This is a genomic window from Agrococcus sp. ARC_14, from assembly GCF_022436485.1.
In the GTDB taxonomy this organism is placed as follows: Bacteria; Actinomycetota; Actinomycetes; order Actinomycetales; family Microbacteriaceae; genus Agrococcus.
Map to the genome: position 1 here is coordinate 2,149,554 of NZ_JAKUDO010000001.1, position 17,700 is coordinate 2,167,253.

Consider the following 17,700-nt stretch of genomic DNA (forward strand, 5'->3'; position numbering starts at 1 on the left):
CTCGATCCTAGGAGGCGACGGATGCCGCGGTCACGCCTGTCCGCCCCCAGGGCCGAGGGGTGGGTCGAGCCGCCGTCCGAGCACGGTCACGCCCTGGTCGTCGTAGCCCAGGGCACGGTAGAAGTCGAGCACGCCGTCGTTGCCGGCCCGCACCATCAGCTGCAGCTTCACGCCGCCGGCTGCGACGATCCAGGCCTCTGCCGCCCGCATGAGCGCAGCCCCGAGACCCTGCCGCTGCCGCGCGGGATCGACGGCCAGGTAGTAGACCCAGCCGCGGTGGCCGTCGTGGCCGACCATGGCGGTGGCGACGAGCGCGTCGCCGTCGCGGATGCCGAGCACCGCCGATGTCGCGCCGTCGACGGCGCGCGCGAAGTCGGTCTCCGGCACGTTCCAGGGCCGCGTGAGCCCCGTCGCGTGCCACAGCGCGATCGCCGCTCCCGCGTCGCCGTGGCCCAGCGCTTCGACCGGCGTCATGGGCTCAACCCTCGTCTGGCTCGCGCACGGGCTGCGGGTTCGGCTCGAACTCGGTGCCGAGGCGCTCCCCCGCCACCAGCCGCTCGAGCAGCGGCGTCGCCGTGACCGTCACGCGCACGCCCGCGTCGGCGGCGAGCCGCGCCGCATCCACCTTCGTCATCGCGCCGCCGGAGCCGATGTGCGAGCCGCTCGCGCCCAGCCGCACGCCCTCCAGAGGGTCGCCGTATGGCACCGTGCTGATGGGCTCGGAGCCGGCCTCGTCGGGCGGCGCCGTGCGCAGCGCAGCGATGTCCGAGAGCAGGATCAGCCTGTCGGCGCCCATGAGCCGTGCGACGAGCGCCGCGAGCCGGTCGTTGTCGCCGAACCGGATCTCGTGGGTCGCGACGGTGTCGTTCTCGTTGATGATCGGCAGCATCCGCAGCTCGAGCAGCCGCCGCAGCGCATTGCGCGCATTGACCCGGTGCGAGTCCATGTCCATGTCGGATGCGGTGAGGAGGATCTGCGCGGCCGTCACCTCGTGGCGGGAGAGGCTGCGCTGGTAGCGGTTCATGAGCACGTTCTGGCCGACGGCGGCCGCGGCCTGCTGCATGGGCAGGTCGACGGGGCGCTCGTCGAGGCCGAGGAAGGGCATGCCGGTCGAGATGGCGCCCGAGGACACCAGCACGACCCTGCTGTGACGATGCAGGCTCGCGAGCCCGTCGACGAGCGGCTCGATCTGTGCGCGGCGCTCGCCCGAGATCGACGACGATCCGACCTTGACGACGATCAGCTCGGCCGCGCTGCGGTCGAGGCTCGTCATGCCTCGTCGTCCCAGCGCTGCACCTCGAACCCCTCGTCGTCGTTCCAGATGCCCGCCTCGCGCTCCTCGGCGAGCCCGTCGCGGGCAACCTGCTTGGCGTCCATGCGGCGGTGGTACTCCTCGCGCCGCTCCTGCGTCGTGCGGCGGTCGACCTGGTCGAGGCGCGGGTCGGTGCCGCGGTTGCCGACCAGCTCCGCCGCGGATGCGATGGTCGGCTCCCAGTCGAAGACGATGCCTGCGCCCGGGCCGATCACGACGGTCGCACCCGAGAGCGCGCCAGCCTTGAGCAGCGCAGCCTCGGTGCCGAGCTTCGCGAGCCGGTCGGCGAGGTAGCCGACGGCCTCGTCGTTGCGGAAGTCGGTCTGCTCCACCCAGCGCTCGGGCTTGGCACCCAGGATGCGGTAGACGGGACCCGCGTGCGAGCCCTCCACCTTGACCGTGAAGTCAGCCTTGTCGATCGCGCGGGGTCGCAGCACGATGCGCTCCGCCACGGGCTCGGCGGCCTTCGCCGCGCGGTCGGCCTCGACGAGCTCGGCGAGCGCGAACGAGAGCTCGCGCAGCCCCTTGTGCGCGACCGTCGAGATCTCGAAGACGCGGAAGCCCATCGCCTCGATCTCCTCCCGCACGAACGCGGCGAGCTCAGCCGCCTCAGGCACGTCGATCTTGTTGAGCGCGACGAGCTGCTGACGCTCGAGGAGCGGCAGCTGGCCTTCCGGCACCGGGTAGGCCTCGAGCTCTCGCAGGATGACCTGCAGGTCGCTGATCGGGTCGCGGCCGGGGTCGAGCGTCGCGCAGTCGATCACGTGCAGCAGCGCCGAGCAGCGCTCGACGTGGCGCAGGAACTCCAGGCCGAGGCCCTTGCCCTCGCTCGCGCCCTCGATGAGGCCCGGCACATCCGCGATCGTGTAGCGCGTCTGCCCCGACTCGACGACGCCCAGGTTGGGGTGCAGGGTCGTGAACGGGTAGTCGGCGATCTTCGGCCGCGCGGCCGACATCGCCGCGACCAGGCTCGACTTGCCCGCGCTCGGGAAGCCCACCAGCGCGACGTCGGCGACGGTCTTCAGCTCGAGCGTGACGTCGCCCTCGCGGCCGAGCGTGCCGAGCAGCGCGAAGCCGGGTGCCTTGCGCTTGTTGTTCGCCAGCGCTGCGTTGCCGAGGCCGCCCTGGCCGCCCTCGGCGACCAGGATGCGCATGCCCGCCTGCGTGAGGTCCGCGATCTGCTCGCCCGTCGCATCCCGCACCACCGTGCCGATCGGCACGGGCAGCTCCAGGTCGGCGCCGGTCGTGCCCGCGCGGAGGTCGCCCATGCCGGGCTGGCCGTGCTCGCTCGCGCGGTGCGGCGACCGGTGATAGCCGAGCAGCGTCGTGATCTGCGGGTCTGCGACGAGCACGATGTCGCCGCCGTCGCCGCCGTTCCCCCCGTCCGGGCCGCCGAGCGGCTTGAACTTCTCGCGGCGCACGGAGACACAGCCGTGACCGCCGTGGCCGGCGCGCAGATGCAGCGTGACCTGATCGACGAAGGTCGCCATGGTGTGTCTCCTCTAGATGCGAGAACGGGGCGAGCCGAAGCCCGCCCCGTCCATCAGAACGTCAGTCTCGCGCGTGGGCCTATTCGGCTGCAGCGACGATGTTGACGACCTTGCGGCCGCCCTTGGCACCGAACTCGACCGAGCCGGCCTCGAGGGCGAACAGCGTGTCGTCGCCACCGCGGCCGACGCCTGCGCCGGGGTGGAAGTGCGTGCCGCGCTGGCGGACGAGGATCTCGCCGGCCTTGACGACCTGGCCGCCGAAGCGCTTGACGCCGAGGTACTGCGCGTTCGAGTCACGGCCGTTGCGGGTGGACGATGCGCCCTTCTTATGTGCCATCTCTGCCAGTCCCTTACTTGATGCCGGTGATCTTCAGGCGCGTGAGCTCTGAGCGGTGGCCCATGCGGCGCTTGTAGCCGGTCTTGTTGCGGTAGTGCTGGATGCGGATCTTGGGGCCGCGCAGGTCGGTCACGACCTCGGCCGTCACCTTGACCTTGGCGAGCGCAGCAACGTCTGCCGTCACCTTGTCGCCGTCGACGAGCAGCACGGGGGCCAGCTCGACGTTGCCGTTGTCGTCACCGGCGATGCGGTCGACGACGAGAACGGTCCCGACCTCGACCTTCTCCTGCCGGCCGCCGGCGCGCACGATTGCGTACACCACGTTGGATCCTCACTGTTGGAACGACTCCCGGCATGGCCGGGACGAAGCTTGCAGCGCGCGCGATAGTGCGACTTGCGCCAGCGCACAACGATACAGGCAATCGGGGCTGCGGGCAACACGTCGGCCCCGCGCGTCGCGGTCGGATCCGCTCGCGGTCGGCGCAGTAGGTTTGCCGGATGGCGATCCTCGTCGACGACCCGCTCTGGCCTGCCCACGACCGCATGTGGGCGCACCTCGTGAGCGACGAGAGCCTCGACGAGCTGCACGCGTTCGCCCGCCGAGCCGGGTTGCCGCAGCGCGGCTTCGACCACGACCACTACGACGTGCCCGCCGAGCGGATCGACGAGCTGGTGGCGATGGGCGCGACGCGCGTGCCCCCGAAGGAGCTCGTGCGCAGGCTCATCGCGAGCGGCCTGCGCGTCAAGGAGCGCGACCGACGCGACTGACCGAGTGGCGCCTCCCAGCATCGAGTGGCGGCCCCCCAGCATCGAGTGGCGGCCCCCAGCATCGAGTGGCGCCTCCCAGCATCGAGTGGCGCCTACTCGCGCCACTCGATCACAGGAGGCGCCACTCGATCGCGGGAGGCGCCACTCGAGCGCGGCTACTGCTCGTCGGGCTTCGCGGTGATGACGCCAGAGGAGGCGCGGCGCGAGCGGCGCGCAGCCTTGCCCGTGCCGGGTGCCGGTGCTGCCAGGGCGTCGAGGGCGCTGCCGAGCAGGCCGTCGAGGTCGTTCTGGTTCGACGTGCGCGCGGGCTGCTCGTGCGTGGGCTCGACGGGGATGTCGAGGATCGTCACGACGGGCTCTGCCGCGACGGCCTCGACCGCCTGCTTCGAGGGCTGGACGATGCCGGAGCGAGGCTCGCGCTCGTCGCGCTGACCGCGCTGGCCACCGTCGCGCTGCGAGCGGTCACGGTTCGACTGCTCGCGGCTCTGGTCGCGGGACGACTCGTCGCGGCTCTGGTCGCCGTTCGACCGGTCGCCGTTCGACTGGTCGCGCTTCGCCTGGTTCCGCTGCGAGCGGTCGCGGTTCGACTCGCGACGCGACTGCCTGCCCGACTGCTCGCGCTGCTCCACGTGACCCTGCTCGGCCGCTGGCTGCTCCACGTGACCCTGCTCGGCCGCGGGCTTCTCCGCGTGACCCTGCTCCACGTGATCCTGCGCGCCCTGCTCGTGCTCGCCATCCGGGTGCTTGCCCTTTGCCGCCAGCGCGACCTGCGAGAGGCCCTTGCGCATGTCGTCGGTGATCGCGTGCGTGCCGCCGCCCTGCTGGTGCTGGTGCTGGTCCTGCTGCTGGTCGTTCTGCTTGCCGCTGCGGCCGCGTCGCCGGCCGGAGCCGTTGCCGCCCCCGCCGTTGTCGGGCTGGCGCTGCGACTTCGAGACCGGCTCGTGGTGCACGATGACGCCTCGACCGGCGCACACCTCGCAGGGCTCCGAGTACGACTCGAGCAGGCCGAGGCCCAGCTTCTTGCGCGTCATCTGCACGAGGCCGAGGCTCGTGACCTCCGCCACCTGGTGCTTCGTGCGGTCGCGCGAGAGGCACTCGATGAGGCGGCGCTGCACGAGGTCGCGGTTCGACTCGAGCACCATGTCGATGAAGTCGATCACGATGATGCCGCCGATGTCGCGCAGCCGCAGCTGGCGAACGACCTCCTCGGCCGCCTCGAGGTTGTTCTTGGTGACGGTCTCCTCGAGGTTGCCGCCGGCGCCGACGAAGCGGCCGGTGTTGACGTCGACGACCGTCATCGCCTCGGTGCGGTCGATGACGAGCGATCCCCCGGAGGGCAGGAACACCTTGCGGTCGAGCGCCTTGTCGATCTGCTCGGAGATGCGGAAGTGCGAGAACGGGTCGTCGCTGCCCTCGTAGGCCTCGACGCGATCGATCAGGTCGGGCGCGATGGCCTCGAGGTACTCGCGGATCGTCTCGAGCGCCTCCGAGCCCTGGATGACGAGCTTGCCGAAGTCCTCGTTGAAGACGTCGCGCACGATCTTGACGAGCAGGTCGGGCTCCGCGTGCAGACGGAGCGGCGCACTGCCCGACTTCCGCTGCTGCTGGATGCGCTCCCACTGGCGGGTGAGGCGCTCGACATCGTTCGTCAGCTGCTCCTCGGTCGCACCCTCGGCCGCGGTGCGCACGATGACACCGACGCCCTCGGGCAGCACCTGCTTCAGGATCTTCTTCAGGCGCGCCCGCTCGGTGTCGGGCAGCTTGCGGGAGATGCCGTTCATCGAGCCGCCGGGCACCGACACGAGGTAGCGGCCGGGCAGCGAGATCTGGCTGGTCAGGCGAGCGCCCTTGTGGCCGATCGGATCCTTCGTGACCTGCACGAGCACCGTGTCGCCCGGCTTGAGCGCCAGCTCGATCTTGCGCGGCTGGCCCTCGAGCTCCGCGGCATCCCAGTCGACCTCGCCGGAGTACAGCACGGCGTTGCGGCCGCGGCCGATGTCGACGAAGGCCGCCTCCATGCTCGGCAGCACGTTCTGCACGCGGCCGAGGTAGACGTTGCCGATCAGGCTCGACTCGGATGCCTTCGCGACGTAGTGCTCGACGAGGACGCCGTCCTCGAGCACGGCGAGCTGCACGCGGTCGTGCTTCGAGCGCACGATCATCTGGCGCTCGACGGACTCGCGGCGGGCGAGGAACTCAGTCTCGGTCACCACGGTGCGGCGGCGGCCGGCATCGCGGCCCTCGCGGCGGCGCTGGCGCTTGGCCTCGAGCCGCGTCGAACCCTTGACCTTCTGGGGCTCGGTGATGAGCGGCTTGTCCTCCTCGGGCTCGCGTCGGCGCGAGCGGCGGTTGCGGCGCGACGTGCGGCGGCCTCGCTGCGAGTCGTCGTCGAAGTCCTCGTCGTCGTCCTCGTCGTCCTCGGCCTCGACCGCCGACAGCACGGGCAGCGCCTCGAGGTCTGGAGCGTGGAACAGCAGGCCGAACGGGCCGGCAGGCAGCGCGGGCAGCACGGTGGCCGCGGCGAGCGGGTCGCTCTCGGCCTCCGGTGCGGATGCGTCGGCCGCAGCGGCGTCGGAGGCCGGCGTCGCGGGGCTCACGAAGCCGGGCTCGTGGCCGGGCTCCTGCTCGGTCGGTGCCTGGACGATCGCGGCGTCGACGGACACCGTGTCGGCCGCACTCTGCTCGACGGGCGTCGCGGGCTGCTCAGCCTCGGGCTGCTCAGCCTCGGGCTGCTCAGCCTCGCCCCGCGTGGCCTGCTCGGCCGACGCATCCGCCGCCTGCTCGGCCGACGCATCCGCCGCCTGCTCGGCCGACGCATCCGCGGCCTGCTCGGCCGACGCATCCGCCGCCTGCTCGGCCGACGCATCCGATGCTTGCTCCGGCTCGGCTGCAGTCGCCTTCTTGCGAGCCGCGACCCGCTTGCGCTTCGGCTTCTCGGCAGCAGCCGGCTCCGTCGCTGCCTGGTCGGTCTCGGTCTGGTCGGCTGCGGCTGCCGTCGTCTCCGACGGCTCCTGCAGCTGGTCGCCCTCTTCGGGGAGTCCTGTGATGTTCTCAGCCATCGCTGGCGCACTCCTGTCGCGACCGACACCGCCGGTCGACATCTCGTCGCGATCCGGGGCGCGCCCCGGCGCGAATCCTTCCTCTCACCCCCTTGCGGGAGTGGCCCGGCCAGTCAGGCTGCCCGGAAAAACTTGTGCGTGCGCCCGTCGGGCGCGCTGCGGGGAAGTCTACCCCACAAGCTCGCCGAGGCTATGGCAGCACCACGCGCACGGCGAGCGCGACGAAGGCGGCCGCCGCCACGAACGTGCCGACGATGGCCAGCCAGCCGTGCGGCTCGACGCTGCGGCCGACGCGCGCGGCCACCAGCACGAGCGCCGCGAGGTAGAGCGCCGACATCGCCTCGGCGATGACCATGAGCACCGCGATGTCGCCCAGCGGCGTCGGCGAGTCGGGGTCGATGAACTGCACGAAGAACGAGGCGAAGAACAGGATCGCCTTCGGGTTCAGCAGGCTCGTGATGAGCGCGGTGCGGAACGGCGCGATCCGCGGCCGGGCGATGATCGGGTTCGGCGCCGTGGGCGGATGCGTGGGGTTCTCCGTCGGCGCGGGCTCGGCCCGGTGCTGGCGCTTGGCACGGATGCGGGCCAAGGCGCTGCGCACCAGCCCGAGCGCGAGCCAGCAGAGATAGGCCGCGCCCGCCCAGGTGAGGATGCGGAAGATGATCGGGTTGGCGGAGAGCGCCTGCGCCGACAGCACCGCGAGCACCATCAGGATCGCGTCGCCGAGGAAGACGCCGAGCATCGCGCGGAAGCCAGCGCCGCGGCCGGCGCGCAGCGAGGTGGCGACGACGTAGAGGCTGTTGGCCCCTGGCAGCAGCACGATCACGACCACGCCGGCTGTGAATGCGGCAAGAGTCGCGGCGTCGAGGCTCATCGGCACCCTCCTGCAATGGTTGGATGAGACCCAGGAGGCCTCATGACCGACACTCGTCCCACCCGCTTCACCGCGCCCGTCTGGCTCGGCGTGCTGCTGATCATCACGGGGCTGACGGGGCTGCTCGCCTCCTTCGCGCTCTCCGTGGAGCGCATCGAGCTGCTGGTGAACCCGAACGAGGCGCTCGGCTGCGACCTCAATCCGTTCCTGAACTGCTCCAGCGCGATCGAGTCGGAGCAGGGCGAGCTGTTCGGGTTCCCGAACCCGTTCATCGGCCTCATGGCGTTCCCTGCCTCGATCATCATGGGGGCGCTCACACTGGGTCGTGTCGCCATGCCCCGCTGGGTGTGGACGGTCTTCTCGATCGGCGTGCTCGGCGGCATGGCGCTCGTGCTGTTCCTGGCGCAGCAGTCGATCTTCGTGCTCGGCTTCGTCTGCCCCTGGTGCTTCCTGGTCTGGATGACCATGTACGCCATGTCGTTCCCGCTGTGGGCCTGGGGCTTCGGCTCCGGCGCACTGCCGTCGCCCGCCGGCATGCGGAGCGGGCTCGCGAAGCTCACGTCATGGGGATGGGTGGCCTCGCTCGTGCTCGCCGTGACCGTGGTCGTGACGATCATGATCGCGCTGCCGGGCATCCCCCGCTTCCTGCTCGGCGGCTTCTGAGCTGCGAGGCCGTCGCGACAGCCGGTCGCGTCAGCCGAACCAGAGTGTGAGCTCGCGCGCGGCCGACTCCTCGGAGTCGGAGCCGTGCACCAGGTTCTGCTGCACCTTGAGGCCCCAGTCGCGACCGAGGTCGCCGCGGATCGTGCCGGGCGCGGCCGTCGTCGGGTCGGTCGTGCCGGCGAGCGAGCGGAAGCCTTCGATGACGCGGTCGCCCTCGAGGCGGATCGCCACGGAGGGGCCGGAGAGCATGAACTCGACGAGCGGCTCGAAGAAGGGCTTGCCCTGGTGCTCGGCGTAGTGCTCCTCGAGGCGAGCCCTGTCGGGCTGCACGAGGCGCAGGTCGGTGATGACGTATCCCTTGGCCTCGATGCGGGCGAGGATGGCGCCGGTCAGCTGACGCTGGACGCCGTCGGGCTTGATGAGGACGAGGGTGGTCTGCATGCCTGCAACCCTACCGATCACCGACCCCCGCTTCTCCCCTCCGCGGCACGCAGAGATGTGACGATCGGCGCGATGAACGGGTCGTATCGCGCCGATCGTCACATCTCTGTCGTGCGGCTACGGAGCGCCGGGGGCGCCGCGCGGGTCGAGGCCTGCGGCGCGGCGCCGGCGCTCGATGCCGCGCGCCTTCACGAAGCAGTAGATCCACAGGATGATGAACACCAGCGCGACGATGCCCCAGACGGGCTCGACGAACGCGAGCGCAGCGACGGCGAGCTGCATCACGAGGCTGACGATCCAGCCCCAGGCGTGGCGCTGGGGCGACATCGTCGCCACCAGCAGCACGCCGACCACGCCGAAGGCGAGCGGCTGCGGCCAGTCGCGCGAGACGCCCCAGGCCGCCAGCGCGCCGAAGGCGATGCCGGCGACCTCGAGGCCGTGGATGATGCGCAGCAGCGACTCCATCGCGCCGCGCTGCGGGCGAGGCTTGCGCGCGGCGGCCGCCGGCTGCGCCGCCGACGCTGGCTCGCGCTGCTCGTCGCTCATCGCTGCGCTCCCTCGATGTCGGCGTCGCCGTCGGCCTCGAGCTCCGCGGCTTCCAGCACGGCGGCCTCCAGGTCGGGCGCGTCGAGCTGCACCGTCGCGGCCTGCCGCCGGGCGTCGGGCCGCAGCAGCCAGCCGGTCTCGCGGGCGTGGCCGATCACGTCGCCGAGCAGCGTGATCGAGCCCGTCACCACGACGGCGCCGGAGCGGTCGGCCGCGGCCTCGCGCGCCGCCTCGACGGCCATCGAGAGGTCGGGCTCGACGAGCACCCGGTCGGCGCCCAGCACGGCGACGGCCTGCGCGGCCAGCGCGTCGGCGTCGAGCGCGCGCTCGGAGGTCGACTGCGTCACCACCAGCTCGTCGATCACCGGCTCGAGCTCGGCGAGGACGCCGGCGACATCCTTGCCCGCGAGCACGCCGAGCACGAGCGTGATGCGCTCGAGCCCGAAGTACTCCCCCAGCGCCACGCGCAGCGCGGCCGCGCCGTGCGGGTTGTGCGCTGCGTCGGCGATCACGAGCGGATCGGCGCCGATCACGTCGAGCCTGCCCGGCGAGGTCGACGCGGCGAATCCGTCGGCGAGCACCTCTGCGGTCATCGGCTGCGTGCCGCCGCCCAGGAAGGCCTCGACGGCGACGAGCGCGAGCTCGGCGTTCCTGCCCTGGTGCGCGCCCATGAGCGGCACCAGCTGATCGATGTACTCGGCAGCGAGCCCCTTGACGGTGACGAGCTGGCCGCCGACGGCGACCGACTGCGCGACCAGCGAGAAGTCGCGGCCGTCGAGCAGCAGTCGCGCCCCGACCTCCGAGGCCTTCGCCTCGAGCACGGCGAGCGCCTCCGGCTGCTGCTGCGCCGAGACCACGATCGCGTCGGGCTTGATGATGCCGGCCTTCTCGCGCGCGATCGCCTCCACGGTGGAGCCGAGCCGGTTCGTGTGGTCGAGCGCGATGGGCGTGATGACGGCCACGTCGCCGTCCGCGACGTTCGTGGAATCCCACGTGCCGCCCATCCCGACCTCGAGCACCGCGACGTCGACCGGCGCATCCGCCATCACCGCGAAGGCGAGCACCGTGAACGCCTCGAAGAAGGTGAGGCGGCGCTCGCCCTGCTCGGCGAGCTCGGCGTCGACCAGGTCGAGGAACGGCGCGATGTCCTCGTAGTTGCGCGCGAAGGCCTCGTCGGAGACGGGCTCGCCGTCGATCGTGATGCGCTCGTTGACCCGCTCGAGGTGCGGGCTGGTGAGCATGCCCGTGCGCAGCCCGTGGGCGCGCAGCAGCGCATCGGCGATGCGGGCGGTCGAGCCCTTGCCGTTCGTGCCGGTGATGTGGATGATGCGGAACGATCGCTGCGGGTCGCCCAGCAGCTCGACGGCTCTGCGGGTCGCCTCGATGCGCGGCTCGACCGCCTGCTCGCCCGCCCGCTCGAGCAGCGCCTGATAGGCGGCCTCCGCCGCCTCTGCGTGCTCGAGCGAGGCGAGGATGCGGTCGTCGATGTCGGGCGTGCCCTGCTCGGTGCCCTGCTCCAGCTCGTCGCTCATGCGTCTGCCTTCTCGATCGTGATAGCCAGCGGTGAGCCGTCGCCCACCCGGTGGGCCGTGCGGCCGTCGGCCAGCTCGCCCATGGTGTCGTCGACGCGCTCGAGCGCCAGCTCGACGGCGAGCGTCTCGCCAGCGACCAGCTCGGCGTTGGCCTCCAGCGCCGTCACCCCGTGCTCGTCGGAGCCGAGGGTGAGGCGGATGCGGTCGCTCACGTCGAGGCCGGCATCCTTGCGTGCCGACTGCACGGCGCGGATGACGTCGCGCGCGAGCCCCTCCGCCTCGAGCTCCGGCGTCGTGGCGGTGTCGAGCACGACGAAGCCGCCGTCGGGCAGGAAGCCGACGGCCGCCGTCTCGTCGGCGACCTCGAGCGCGAGCTCGTACTCGCCATCGGCGAGCGCGATGCCGCCTGCCGTCACCGTGTCGCCGCTCCCACCCTGACCGGGAACGACAGCCCAATCGCCAGCACGAGCCGCCTGGATCGCCCGCTGCACGTCCTTGCCGAGTCGCGGCCCTGCTGCGCGCGCGTTGACCTGCAGCCGACGCGAGATGCCGTAGCGCTCGAGCGCATCCTCGGCCGCCGCCTCGAGCACGATCTCGCGCACGTTGAGCTCGTCGCGCAGCACGCCGGTGAAGGCGCTCACGTCGACGGCGCCGACGACCGTGAGCGTCGGCAGCGGCAGCCGCACCCGCTTGCGGGCCTGCTTGCGCAGCGCGTTGCCGACGCTCGCGATGGCGCGCACGGCATCCATCTGTGCGACCAGCTCGGGGTCTGCAGGCAGCGCGTCGGCGCCCTGCTCCACCGCGGGCCAGTCGGTCAGGTGCACCGAGCGGCCACCGGTGAGGCCCTTCCAGACCTCCTCGGCGACGAGCGGTGAGAGCGGTGCCGCGATGCGGGTGAGCGTCTCGAGCACCGTGTACAAGGTGTCGAATGCCTCGGTGCCGCTGCCATCAGCCGCCACGCCCGCCCAGAAGCGGTCGCGCGAGCGGCGCACGTACCAGTTGGTGAGCACGTCGAGGAACTCGCGCACCGCCCACGTCGCGCCGGTCGCATCCAGCCGCTCGAGCGCATCCGTCACCGTCTCCACCGTCTCGCGCAGCTTCGCGAGGATGTAGCGGTCGAGCACGTCGGCGGATGCGGTGCTGCGCTGGGCGAGATGGGGCGCGCCGTCGGCGGCGCGGTTGGCGTAGGTCGAGAAGAAGTACCAGGTCGACCACAGCGGCAGGTGGAACTGCCGCAGCGCCTCGCGGATGCCCTCCTCCGAGACGATGAAGTTGCCACCCCGCAGGATCGAGCCCTGCATCAGGTTCCAGCGCACCGCATCCGAGCCGTAGGTGTCGAACGACTCGTTCACGTCGGGGTAGTTGCGCCGCGACTTCGAGGCCTTGAAGCCGTCGTCGCCGAGGATGATGCCGTGGCTGATGACGTTCTTGAACGCCGGTCGGCCGAACAGCGCCACCGACAGCACGTGCATGAGGTAGAACCACCCGCGCGTCTGACCGATGTACTCGACGATGTAGTCGGCGGGGCTGTGCTCCTCGAACCACTCCTCGTTCTCGAACGGGTAGTGGAACTGCGCGAAGGGCATCGAGCCGGAGTCGAACCAGACGTCGAGGACGTCGGGGATGCGGCGCATCGTGCTCGCGCCCGTCGGGTCGTCGGGGTTGGGGCGCGTGAGCGCGTCGATCGCCGGGCGGTGCAGGTCGGTCGGCCGCACGCCGAAGTCGCGCTCGAGCTCGTCGAGCGAGCCGTAGACGTCGATGCGCGGGTAGTTGGGGTCGTCGCTCTTCCACACCGGGATCGGGCTGCCCCAGTAGCGGTTGCGGCTGATGGACCAGTCGCGCGCACCCTCGAGCCACTTGCCGAACTGGCCGTGCTTGACGTTCTCAGGCACCCAGGTGATCTGCTCGTTGGCGGCGAGCAGATCGGCCTTGATGTCGGTGACCCGCACGAACCAGCTCGAGACGGCCTTGTAGATGAGCGGGTTGCGGCAGCGCCAGCAGTGCGGATAGGAGTGCACGTAGGAGGCCTGGCGCAGCACCCGACCGGCGTCCTTGAGCAGCTTCGACAGCGGCTTGTTGGCGTCGAAGACCTGCTGACCGGCGACCGGCGCGACCACGTCGAGGAGGCGGCCACCGTCGTCGACCGAGAGGATCGTCGGGATGCCCGCGGCGGTCGCGACCCGCTGGTCGTCCTCGCCGTAGGCGGGCGCCTGGTGCACGATGCCGGTGCCCTCGCCGGTGGCGACGTAGTCGTCGACCAGGATCTGGAAGGCGTGCTGCGTGCCCCAGATCTCGGCGTCGGCGAAGAAGTCGAACAGCGGCTCGTAGGTCACGCCCGCGAGCTCTGCACCCGTCAGCGTTCGCGCGACGGCAGCGACGGCCTCCTCCGGGGAGTCGTAGCCGAGATCCTTGAAGTAGCCCACGACCGTGTCGGCGGCGAGCAGGAAGCCGGCGCCTGCCTCCGCGGCGGAGGTGCCATTGGGCCCTGTCGGCACGACGGCGTAGTCGATCGCGGGGCCGACCGCGAGCGCCAGGTTCGTCGGCAGCGTCCACGGGGTCGTCGTCCACGCCAGTGCCCGCACGCCCTGGAGACCCAGGGCATCCGCCTGCTCCCCCGTGAACGGGAAGGTGACCGTGAGGGTGGTGTCCTGGCGATCCTGGTAGACGTCGTCGTCCATGCGCAGCTCGTGGTTCGACAGCGGCGTCTCGTCGCGCCAGCAGTACGGCAGCACCCGGTAGCCCTCGTAGGCGAGGCCCTTGTCGTGGAGGGTCTTGAACGCCCAGATGACGCTCTCCATGTAGGTGATGTCGAGCGTCTTGTAGCCGCCCTCGAAGTCGACCCAGCGGGCCTGGCGGGTGACGTAGGCCTCCCAGTCGTCGACGTACTTGAGCACGGAGGCGCGGGCCTTCTCATTGAAGACGTCGACGCCCATCGCCTCGATCTCGGCCTTCTCGGTGATGCCGAGCTGCTTCATGGCCTCGAGCTCGGCGGGCAGGCCGTGGGTGTCCCAGCCGAAGACGCGGGGCACCTGCTTGCCGCGCATGGTCTGGAAGCGCGGGAAGACGTCCTTGGCGTAGCCGGTGAGCAGATGCCCGTAGTGCGGCAGGCCGTTGGCGAAGGGCGGGCCGTCGTAGAAGACCCACTCCTGGCAGCCGGAGCGCTGATCGATCGACGCCTGGAAGGTGCCGTCGCCCTTCCAGAATGCGAGGATGCCCTGCTCGATCGACGGCAGGTCGGGGCTGGCGACGACGGGCTCGTCGCTCGAAAGCGGGTAGCGCTGCTGCTCGGTCACGCGTGGGTCTCCTGCATCCTCGGGTCTGACGGATGCGGGGACGCTCTCGCGCGGTACCACCCCACTTGCGACTCGCTCGCTCTGACTCGGGTCGCCGCTCTGTGCCTGCTCATGCTCCAGGTGCTGCGGCTGTGACGGGCCTGCCCCGTTCGGATCTACTGGGCGGCCCTGCACCTCTCAGTGCGTGGCCGCGGTTCTCCCGACCGCTCCCCGGTGATGGCCGGATCCGTGCGTGTGCATCGATCCTACCGCGAGTCGCCGAGCGCCGTCACGTGCGCGGCGGCCGCGTCGACCCGGGTGACGGATGCGGCGCTCGGGTCGGCGACGACGACGCGCAGGAGACGAGTGCCGAACCAGACGACGAGGGCGATGGCGACGAGGGCGAGCAGCGCCAGCACGACGGTGCGGAGGATGCCCTTGGGCTTCGCGGGCGCGGTGGTCATGGGCTGCTCGGCTCCTCGTCTGCCTGATGCGGGCGGATGGTGCGGTCGGACGGGCCCGCCGGATCGGGCGGGCGGTCGCTACTGCGCGTCGCCGCGGAGCGACACGTGGCCGGCGCTGACCTCGACGTCGATCGTGGATGCGGCGCTCGGGTCGTCGACGACGCGCACCTCGGAGTCACCGGCGGAGACCTGCTCGGTGACGGCATACTCGCCATCGGGGATCGTCAGCTCGATGCTGCCGGCGCTGACGCGGGCGTCGATCGAGGCAGGCTGCTCGCCGGTGAGCGCGCCGACGACGCGGCCGGCACTGACGTCGAGGTCGACGGCACCGGTGGTGGCGACGTCGATTCGTGCCTCGCCCGCGGCGACCTCGATCGAGAGCGATTCGGCGGTGCCGGTGAGGTCGACGTCGCCTGCGCTGAGATCGATCGCGGTCGTGCCCCAGTCGCCGGCCGTCTCGAAGCTGCCGGAGGCGACCTGCACGTCCAGGCCGAGCTCCTGCCGCTCGAGCGCGGCTGGCAGCGTCAGCACCGCGCGCTCCTCGCCGACACGGTCGCCGAGGATCACCCCGAAGCCGAACCAGTGCCAGCGCCAGTCGGTGTCCACCTCGAGGGTCGAACCCTCGCGGCTCAGCCGCCACTCCTGGGTCGGCCCGCCGTCGCTCGTGACGTCGAGCCGTGCCTGGTCGACGTCGTCGAAGCGGATCTCGAAGGCTGCGGCGGAGCTGTCGATTCGCAGCTCCTCCACGCCGGCGGCATCGGCGGTGTAGCCGTTGCTCGTGGCGGCGTGCGAGGAGAAGCCGCGCACGACGCCGCTGCCGACGCCGTAGACGATGCCGATCGCGCCGAGCACGATCACGAGGATGCTGATCCAGCGGCCGGGCCGGTTGGTCGCGGTGGGCGTTGGGATGGTCATCGGGTGCCGCCGGTGGCGTCGGGCGCGCTGGGCTGGTCGGAAGACGCGGGTGCGTCGAGATGGGCGAGCACCGCGAGCACACGGCGGTTGCCGTCCTCTGGCTCGAGCTCGAGCTTCTGGAAGACCGCCGAGATGTGCTTCTCGACACTGCCGGCGGAGATGTAGAGGCGGTCGGCGATCGTCTGGTTGGACGAGCCCTCCGCCATGAGCGCGAGCACCTGGCGCTCGCGCGGGGTGAGCCGCTCCATGCGGCTGTCGCGGCGGCGGCGTGCGAGCAGCTGGCTGACGACCTCAGGGTCGAGCACGGTGCCGCCTGCGGCGACCTGCTCGACCGCGGCGAGGAAGTCGCTGACGTCGGCGACGCGATCCTTGAGCAGGTAGCCGAAGCCGGCAGTGCCGCTGGCGATGAGGTCGGCGGCGTAGCGCTCCTCGACGTACTGCGAGAGCACCAGCACGCGCGGCCGCTCGCCCCGCGATCGGATGCCGATCGCGGCGAGGATGCCCTCGTTCGTGCGGGTCGGCGGCATGCGCACGTCGAGCACCGCGAGCTCCGGGTCGTGCTCCGCGATCGCAGCCTCGAGCGCGGTGGCGTCCGGCAGCTGCGCGACCACGTCGTGGCCTGCGTCGGTCAGGAGGCGCACGATGCCCTCGCGGAGGAGGACGCTGTCCTCGCAGATCAGGATGCGCACGGGACATCCACCTCGATCGCAGTCGGGCCCCCAGCGGGGCTGGTCAGGGTCAGGGTGCCGCCGACGCCGGCGACGCGGTGGGCGAGGCCGTCGATGCCGCCGCCGGGCTGGCGCTCAGCACCCCCGACCCCGTCATCCTCGACGCGCGCCCAGAGGGAGGAGCTGCCGCCCTCCAGCCGGCGAGTGCGGATGGCGACGCGGATGCGGCTGGCACGAGCGTGCTTCTGGGCGTTCGTGATGGCCTCGGCGATCGCGAAGTACACGGCGGTCTCGGCGTCCCGGCTGCAGCGGCCCTCGATGCGGGCGTCGACCTCGACCGGGATCACGCTGCGCGCCGCGAGCGCCGAGACGGCGGCGTCGAGGCCGCGGTCGTCGAGCACGGCGACGTGGATGCCGCGGGCGAGCTGGCGGAGCTCGGTGACCGCCGACTTCGACGAGGCGTGCGCCTCCTCGATCAGCTGCTGCGCGGCAAGGGGATCGCTCTGGATCTTGTCGCGGGCCATCCCGAGCTGCATCGCGATGGAGACCAGTCGCGGCTGCACCCCGTCGTGGAGGTCGCGCTCGATGCGGGTGCGGTCGAAGTCCGCGGCACGCACCGCGCCGTGGCGACGGTCGCGCTCATCCTGCGCCTCCTGCTCCAGCCGGGCGCGGTCGTCGGGCACGAGCAGCCCGATCGTGATGTTGCGGTGCGCGAGCGCGAGGCCGATGGTGCCCGCGAGGCCGGCGACGAAGGCGAGCAGGCCGACGAGCGGCGCCCACTCGACGGGCACGGGGATGTCGGTCAGCGGCACGGTGACGCGCTCGCTCTCGCCGAGCCCTGCGAGCGCCAGCGGGATGCCGATGCCGACGAGCGTCAGCAGCGGCAGCGTGAAGGCGCCGAACAGGCTCGCGAGGAAGAAGCTCAGGATCGCCCGCCAGTGCTGCCCGTCTGCCGCGATGCGCAGCAGCCGGTGCGGCACGCGCAGCCAGTCGGTGCGGTGCGAGTGCCGCCAGACTGCCTTCGGCACATCCGCGCCGTAGAGGCCGGCGATGCGCTCCCGCTCGAACCAGGCGACGCCGAGCATCGCCAGCAGCGCGAACGCGACGAGCAGGAAGCCGACCAGCAGCAGCAGCGTGCCGATCCCGACCGCCACGATCGTCACGATCGTGATGAGGATGGGGATGCCGATGCTGCCGAGCAGCGCGAGGTGCGCGACGGTGGCGAGGAGGGGGCCGAGAGACCATGGGCGGTGCATGCTCCAACGCTAGGCCGCGCGGGTGTCGCGCGCCCGGCGGATCTCCGGAAGCCTTCCGGGGGTTTCCCCCCAGCGCGGGCGGCTGCGTCATAGCCGCCGGCAG

The 17,700-nt window shown here is 71.6% G+C and carries 17 protein-coding genes; 2 read left to right on the top strand and 15 right to left on the bottom strand.

Annotated elements, in window-relative coordinates; genetic code table 11:
- Positions 1–30 precede the first annotated feature (30 nt).
- The 5 genes from MKD51_RS10670 to rplU all read right to left on the bottom strand — a co-directional run bounded on the left by MKD51_RS10670 (position 31) and on the right by rplU (position 3,461).
- Entirely contained in the window at positions 31–474 is a 444-nt protein-coding gene (locus MKD51_RS10670; protein WP_240240283.1) for a GNAT family acetyltransferase, read from the bottom strand.
- 4 nt (positions 475–478) lie between these two features.
- Positions 479–1,273 carry a glutamate 5-kinase gene (gene proB / locus MKD51_RS10675; RefSeq protein WP_240240284.1) on the bottom strand — a complete coding sequence of 265 codons (795 nt, stop codon included), beginning with the start codon at positions 1,271–1,273 and terminating at the stop codon, positions 479–481.
- Positions 1,270–2,802 carry a GTPase ObgE gene (gene obgE / locus MKD51_RS10680; RefSeq protein WP_240240285.1) on the bottom strand — a complete coding sequence of 511 codons (1,533 nt, stop codon included), beginning with the start codon at positions 2,800–2,802 and terminating at the stop codon, positions 1,270–1,272. The genes proB and obgE overlap by 4 nt, the downstream gene beginning before the upstream one ends.
- 79 nt (positions 2,803–2,881) lie before the next feature.
- Positions 2,882–3,139 carry a 50S ribosomal protein L27 gene (gene rpmA, locus MKD51_RS10685; RefSeq protein ID WP_240240286.1) on the bottom strand — a complete coding sequence of 86 codons (258 nt, stop codon included), beginning with the start codon at positions 3,137–3,139 and terminating at the stop codon, positions 2,882–2,884.
- 13 nt (positions 3,140–3,152) lie between these two features.
- Positions 3,153–3,461: a 50S ribosomal protein L21 gene (rplU, locus tag MKD51_RS10690; protein WP_240240287.1), complete on the bottom strand. Its 309-nt coding sequence runs from the start codon at positions 3,459–3,461 to the stop codon at positions 3,153–3,155.
- A 176-nt stretch (positions 3,462–3,637) separates the two neighbouring features.
- On the opposite strand from rplU, the gene MKD51_RS10695 reads away from it, so the two are divergent.
- Positions 3,638–3,907, top strand: a complete 270-nt coding sequence (locus MKD51_RS10695; protein WP_240240288.1) for a DUF4031 domain-containing protein — start codon at positions 3,638–3,640, stop codon at positions 3,905–3,907.
- Between the two features lie 155 nt (positions 3,908–4,062).
- Here the strand turns inward: MKD51_RS10695 and MKD51_RS10700 are convergent, their stop codons facing one another.
- Entirely contained in the window at positions 4,063–6,966 is a 2,904-nt protein-coding gene (locus MKD51_RS10700; RefSeq protein ID WP_240240289.1) for an Rne/Rng family ribonuclease, read from the bottom strand.
- Between the two features lie 190 nt (positions 6,967–7,156).
- The gene (leuE, locus tag MKD51_RS10705) at positions 7,157–7,840 is read right to left on the bottom strand and encodes a leucine efflux protein LeuE (protein ID WP_240240290.1); all 684 of its coding nucleotides are present in this window, start codon (positions 7,838–7,840) and stop codon (positions 7,157–7,159) included.
- 42 nt (positions 7,841–7,882) lie between these two features.
- Between leuE and MKD51_RS10710 the strand changes: the two genes are divergently transcribed.
- Entirely contained in the window at positions 7,883–8,503 is a 621-nt protein-coding gene (locus tag MKD51_RS10710; RefSeq protein WP_240240291.1) for a vitamin K epoxide reductase family protein, read from the top strand.
- A gap of 30 nt (positions 8,504–8,533) precedes the next feature.
- On the opposite strand, the gene ndk is transcribed toward MKD51_RS10710, so the two are convergent.
- The 8 genes from ndk to MKD51_RS10750 form a co-directional block, all read right to left on the bottom strand.
- Positions 8,534–8,944, bottom strand: coding sequence for a nucleoside-diphosphate kinase (ndk, locus tag MKD51_RS10715; RefSeq protein WP_240240292.1), 411 nt, complete (start codon positions 8,942–8,944; stop codon positions 8,534–8,536).
- A 117-nt stretch (positions 8,945–9,061) separates the two neighbouring features.
- Complete coding sequence (locus MKD51_RS10720; RefSeq protein WP_240240293.1) at positions 9,062–9,490, bottom strand: DUF4233 domain-containing protein; 429 nt, start codon at positions 9,488–9,490, stop codon at positions 9,062–9,064.
- Positions 9,487–11,022, bottom strand: a complete 1,536-nt coding sequence (locus tag MKD51_RS10725; RefSeq protein WP_240240294.1) for a folylpolyglutamate synthase/dihydrofolate synthase family protein — start codon at positions 11,020–11,022, stop codon at positions 9,487–9,489. The genes MKD51_RS10720 and MKD51_RS10725 overlap by 4 nt, the downstream gene beginning before the upstream one ends.
- The gene (ileS, locus tag MKD51_RS10730) at positions 11,019–14,315 is read right to left on the bottom strand and encodes an isoleucine--tRNA ligase (protein ID WP_240240295.1); all 3,297 of its coding nucleotides are present in this window, start codon (positions 14,313–14,315) and stop codon (positions 11,019–11,021) included. The genes MKD51_RS10725 and ileS overlap by 4 nt, the downstream gene beginning before the upstream one ends.
- Before the next feature lie 245 nt (positions 14,316–14,560).
- On the bottom strand, positions 14,561–14,758 hold the full coding sequence (locus MKD51_RS10735) for a hypothetical protein (protein WP_240240296.1): 198 nt from the start codon (positions 14,756–14,758) through the stop codon (positions 14,561–14,563).
- Between the two features lie 78 nt (positions 14,759–14,836).
- The gene (locus MKD51_RS10740; RefSeq protein ID WP_240240297.1) at positions 14,837–15,673 is read right to left on the bottom strand and encodes a DUF4097 family beta strand repeat-containing protein; all 837 of its coding nucleotides are present in this window, start codon (positions 15,671–15,673) and stop codon (positions 14,837–14,839) included.
- Positions 15,670–16,362: a response regulator transcription factor gene (locus MKD51_RS10745; protein WP_240240298.1), complete on the bottom strand. Its 693-nt coding sequence runs from the start codon at positions 16,360–16,362 to the stop codon at positions 15,670–15,672. The genes MKD51_RS10740 and MKD51_RS10745 overlap by 4 nt, the downstream gene beginning before the upstream one ends.
- Entirely contained in the window at positions 16,350–17,597 is a 1,248-nt protein-coding gene (locus MKD51_RS10750) for a histidine kinase (RefSeq protein ID WP_240240299.1), read from the bottom strand. The genes MKD51_RS10745 and MKD51_RS10750 overlap by 13 nt, the downstream gene beginning before the upstream one ends.
- Between the last annotated feature and the right edge of the window lie 103 nt (positions 17,598–17,700).

What these genes read in the sequence shown, in the direction of transcription:
- ndk (WP_240240292.1), bottom strand. Translation starts at nt 8,944, where the DNA reads ATGCAGACCACCCTCGTCCTCATCAAGCCCGACGGCGTCCAGCGTCAG.
- rpmA (WP_240240286.1), bottom strand. Translation starts at nt 3,139, where the DNA reads ATGGCACATAAGAAGGGCGCATCGTCCACCCGCAACGGCCGTGACTCG.
- MKD51_RS10750 (WP_240240299.1), bottom strand. Translation starts at nt 17,597, where the DNA reads ATGCACCGCCCATGGTCTCTCGGCCCCCTCCTCGCCACCGTCGCGCAC.
- MKD51_RS10740 (WP_240240297.1), bottom strand. Translation starts at nt 15,673, where the DNA reads ATGACCATCCCAACGCCCACCGCGACCAACCGGCCCGGCCGCTGGATC.
- MKD51_RS10670 (WP_240240283.1), bottom strand. Translation starts at nt 474, where the DNA reads ATGACGCCGGTCGAAGCGCTGGGCCACGGCGACGCGGGAGCGGCGATC.
- obgE (WP_240240285.1), bottom strand. Translation starts at nt 2,802, where the DNA reads ATGGCGACCTTCGTCGATCAGGTCACGCTGCATCTGCGCGCCGGCCAC.
- MKD51_RS10710 (WP_240240291.1), top strand. Translation starts at nt 7,883, where the DNA reads ATGACCGACACTCGTCCCACCCGCTTCACCGCGCCCGTCTGGCTCGGC.
- MKD51_RS10720 (WP_240240293.1), bottom strand. Translation starts at nt 9,490, where the DNA reads ATGAGCGACGAGCAGCGCGAGCCAGCGTCGGCGGCGCAGCCGGCGGCC.
- leuE (WP_240240290.1), bottom strand. Translation starts at nt 7,840, where the DNA reads ATGAGCCTCGACGCCGCGACTCTTGCCGCATTCACAGCCGGCGTGGTC.
- proB (WP_240240284.1), bottom strand. Translation starts at nt 1,273, where the DNA reads ATGACGAGCCTCGACCGCAGCGCGGCCGAGCTGATCGTCGTCAAGGTC.
- MKD51_RS10725 (WP_240240294.1), bottom strand. Translation starts at nt 11,022, where the DNA reads ATGAGCGACGAGCTGGAGCAGGGCACCGAGCAGGGCACGCCCGACATC.
- MKD51_RS10735 (WP_240240296.1), bottom strand. Translation starts at nt 14,758, where the DNA reads ATGACCACCGCGCCCGCGAAGCCCAAGGGCATCCTCCGCACCGTCGTG.
- MKD51_RS10695 (WP_240240288.1), top strand. Translation starts at nt 3,638, where the DNA reads ATGGCGATCCTCGTCGACGACCCGCTCTGGCCTGCCCACGACCGCATG.
- MKD51_RS10700 (WP_240240289.1), bottom strand. Translation starts at nt 6,966, where the DNA reads ATGGCTGAGAACATCACAGGACTCCCCGAAGAGGGCGACCAGCTGCAG.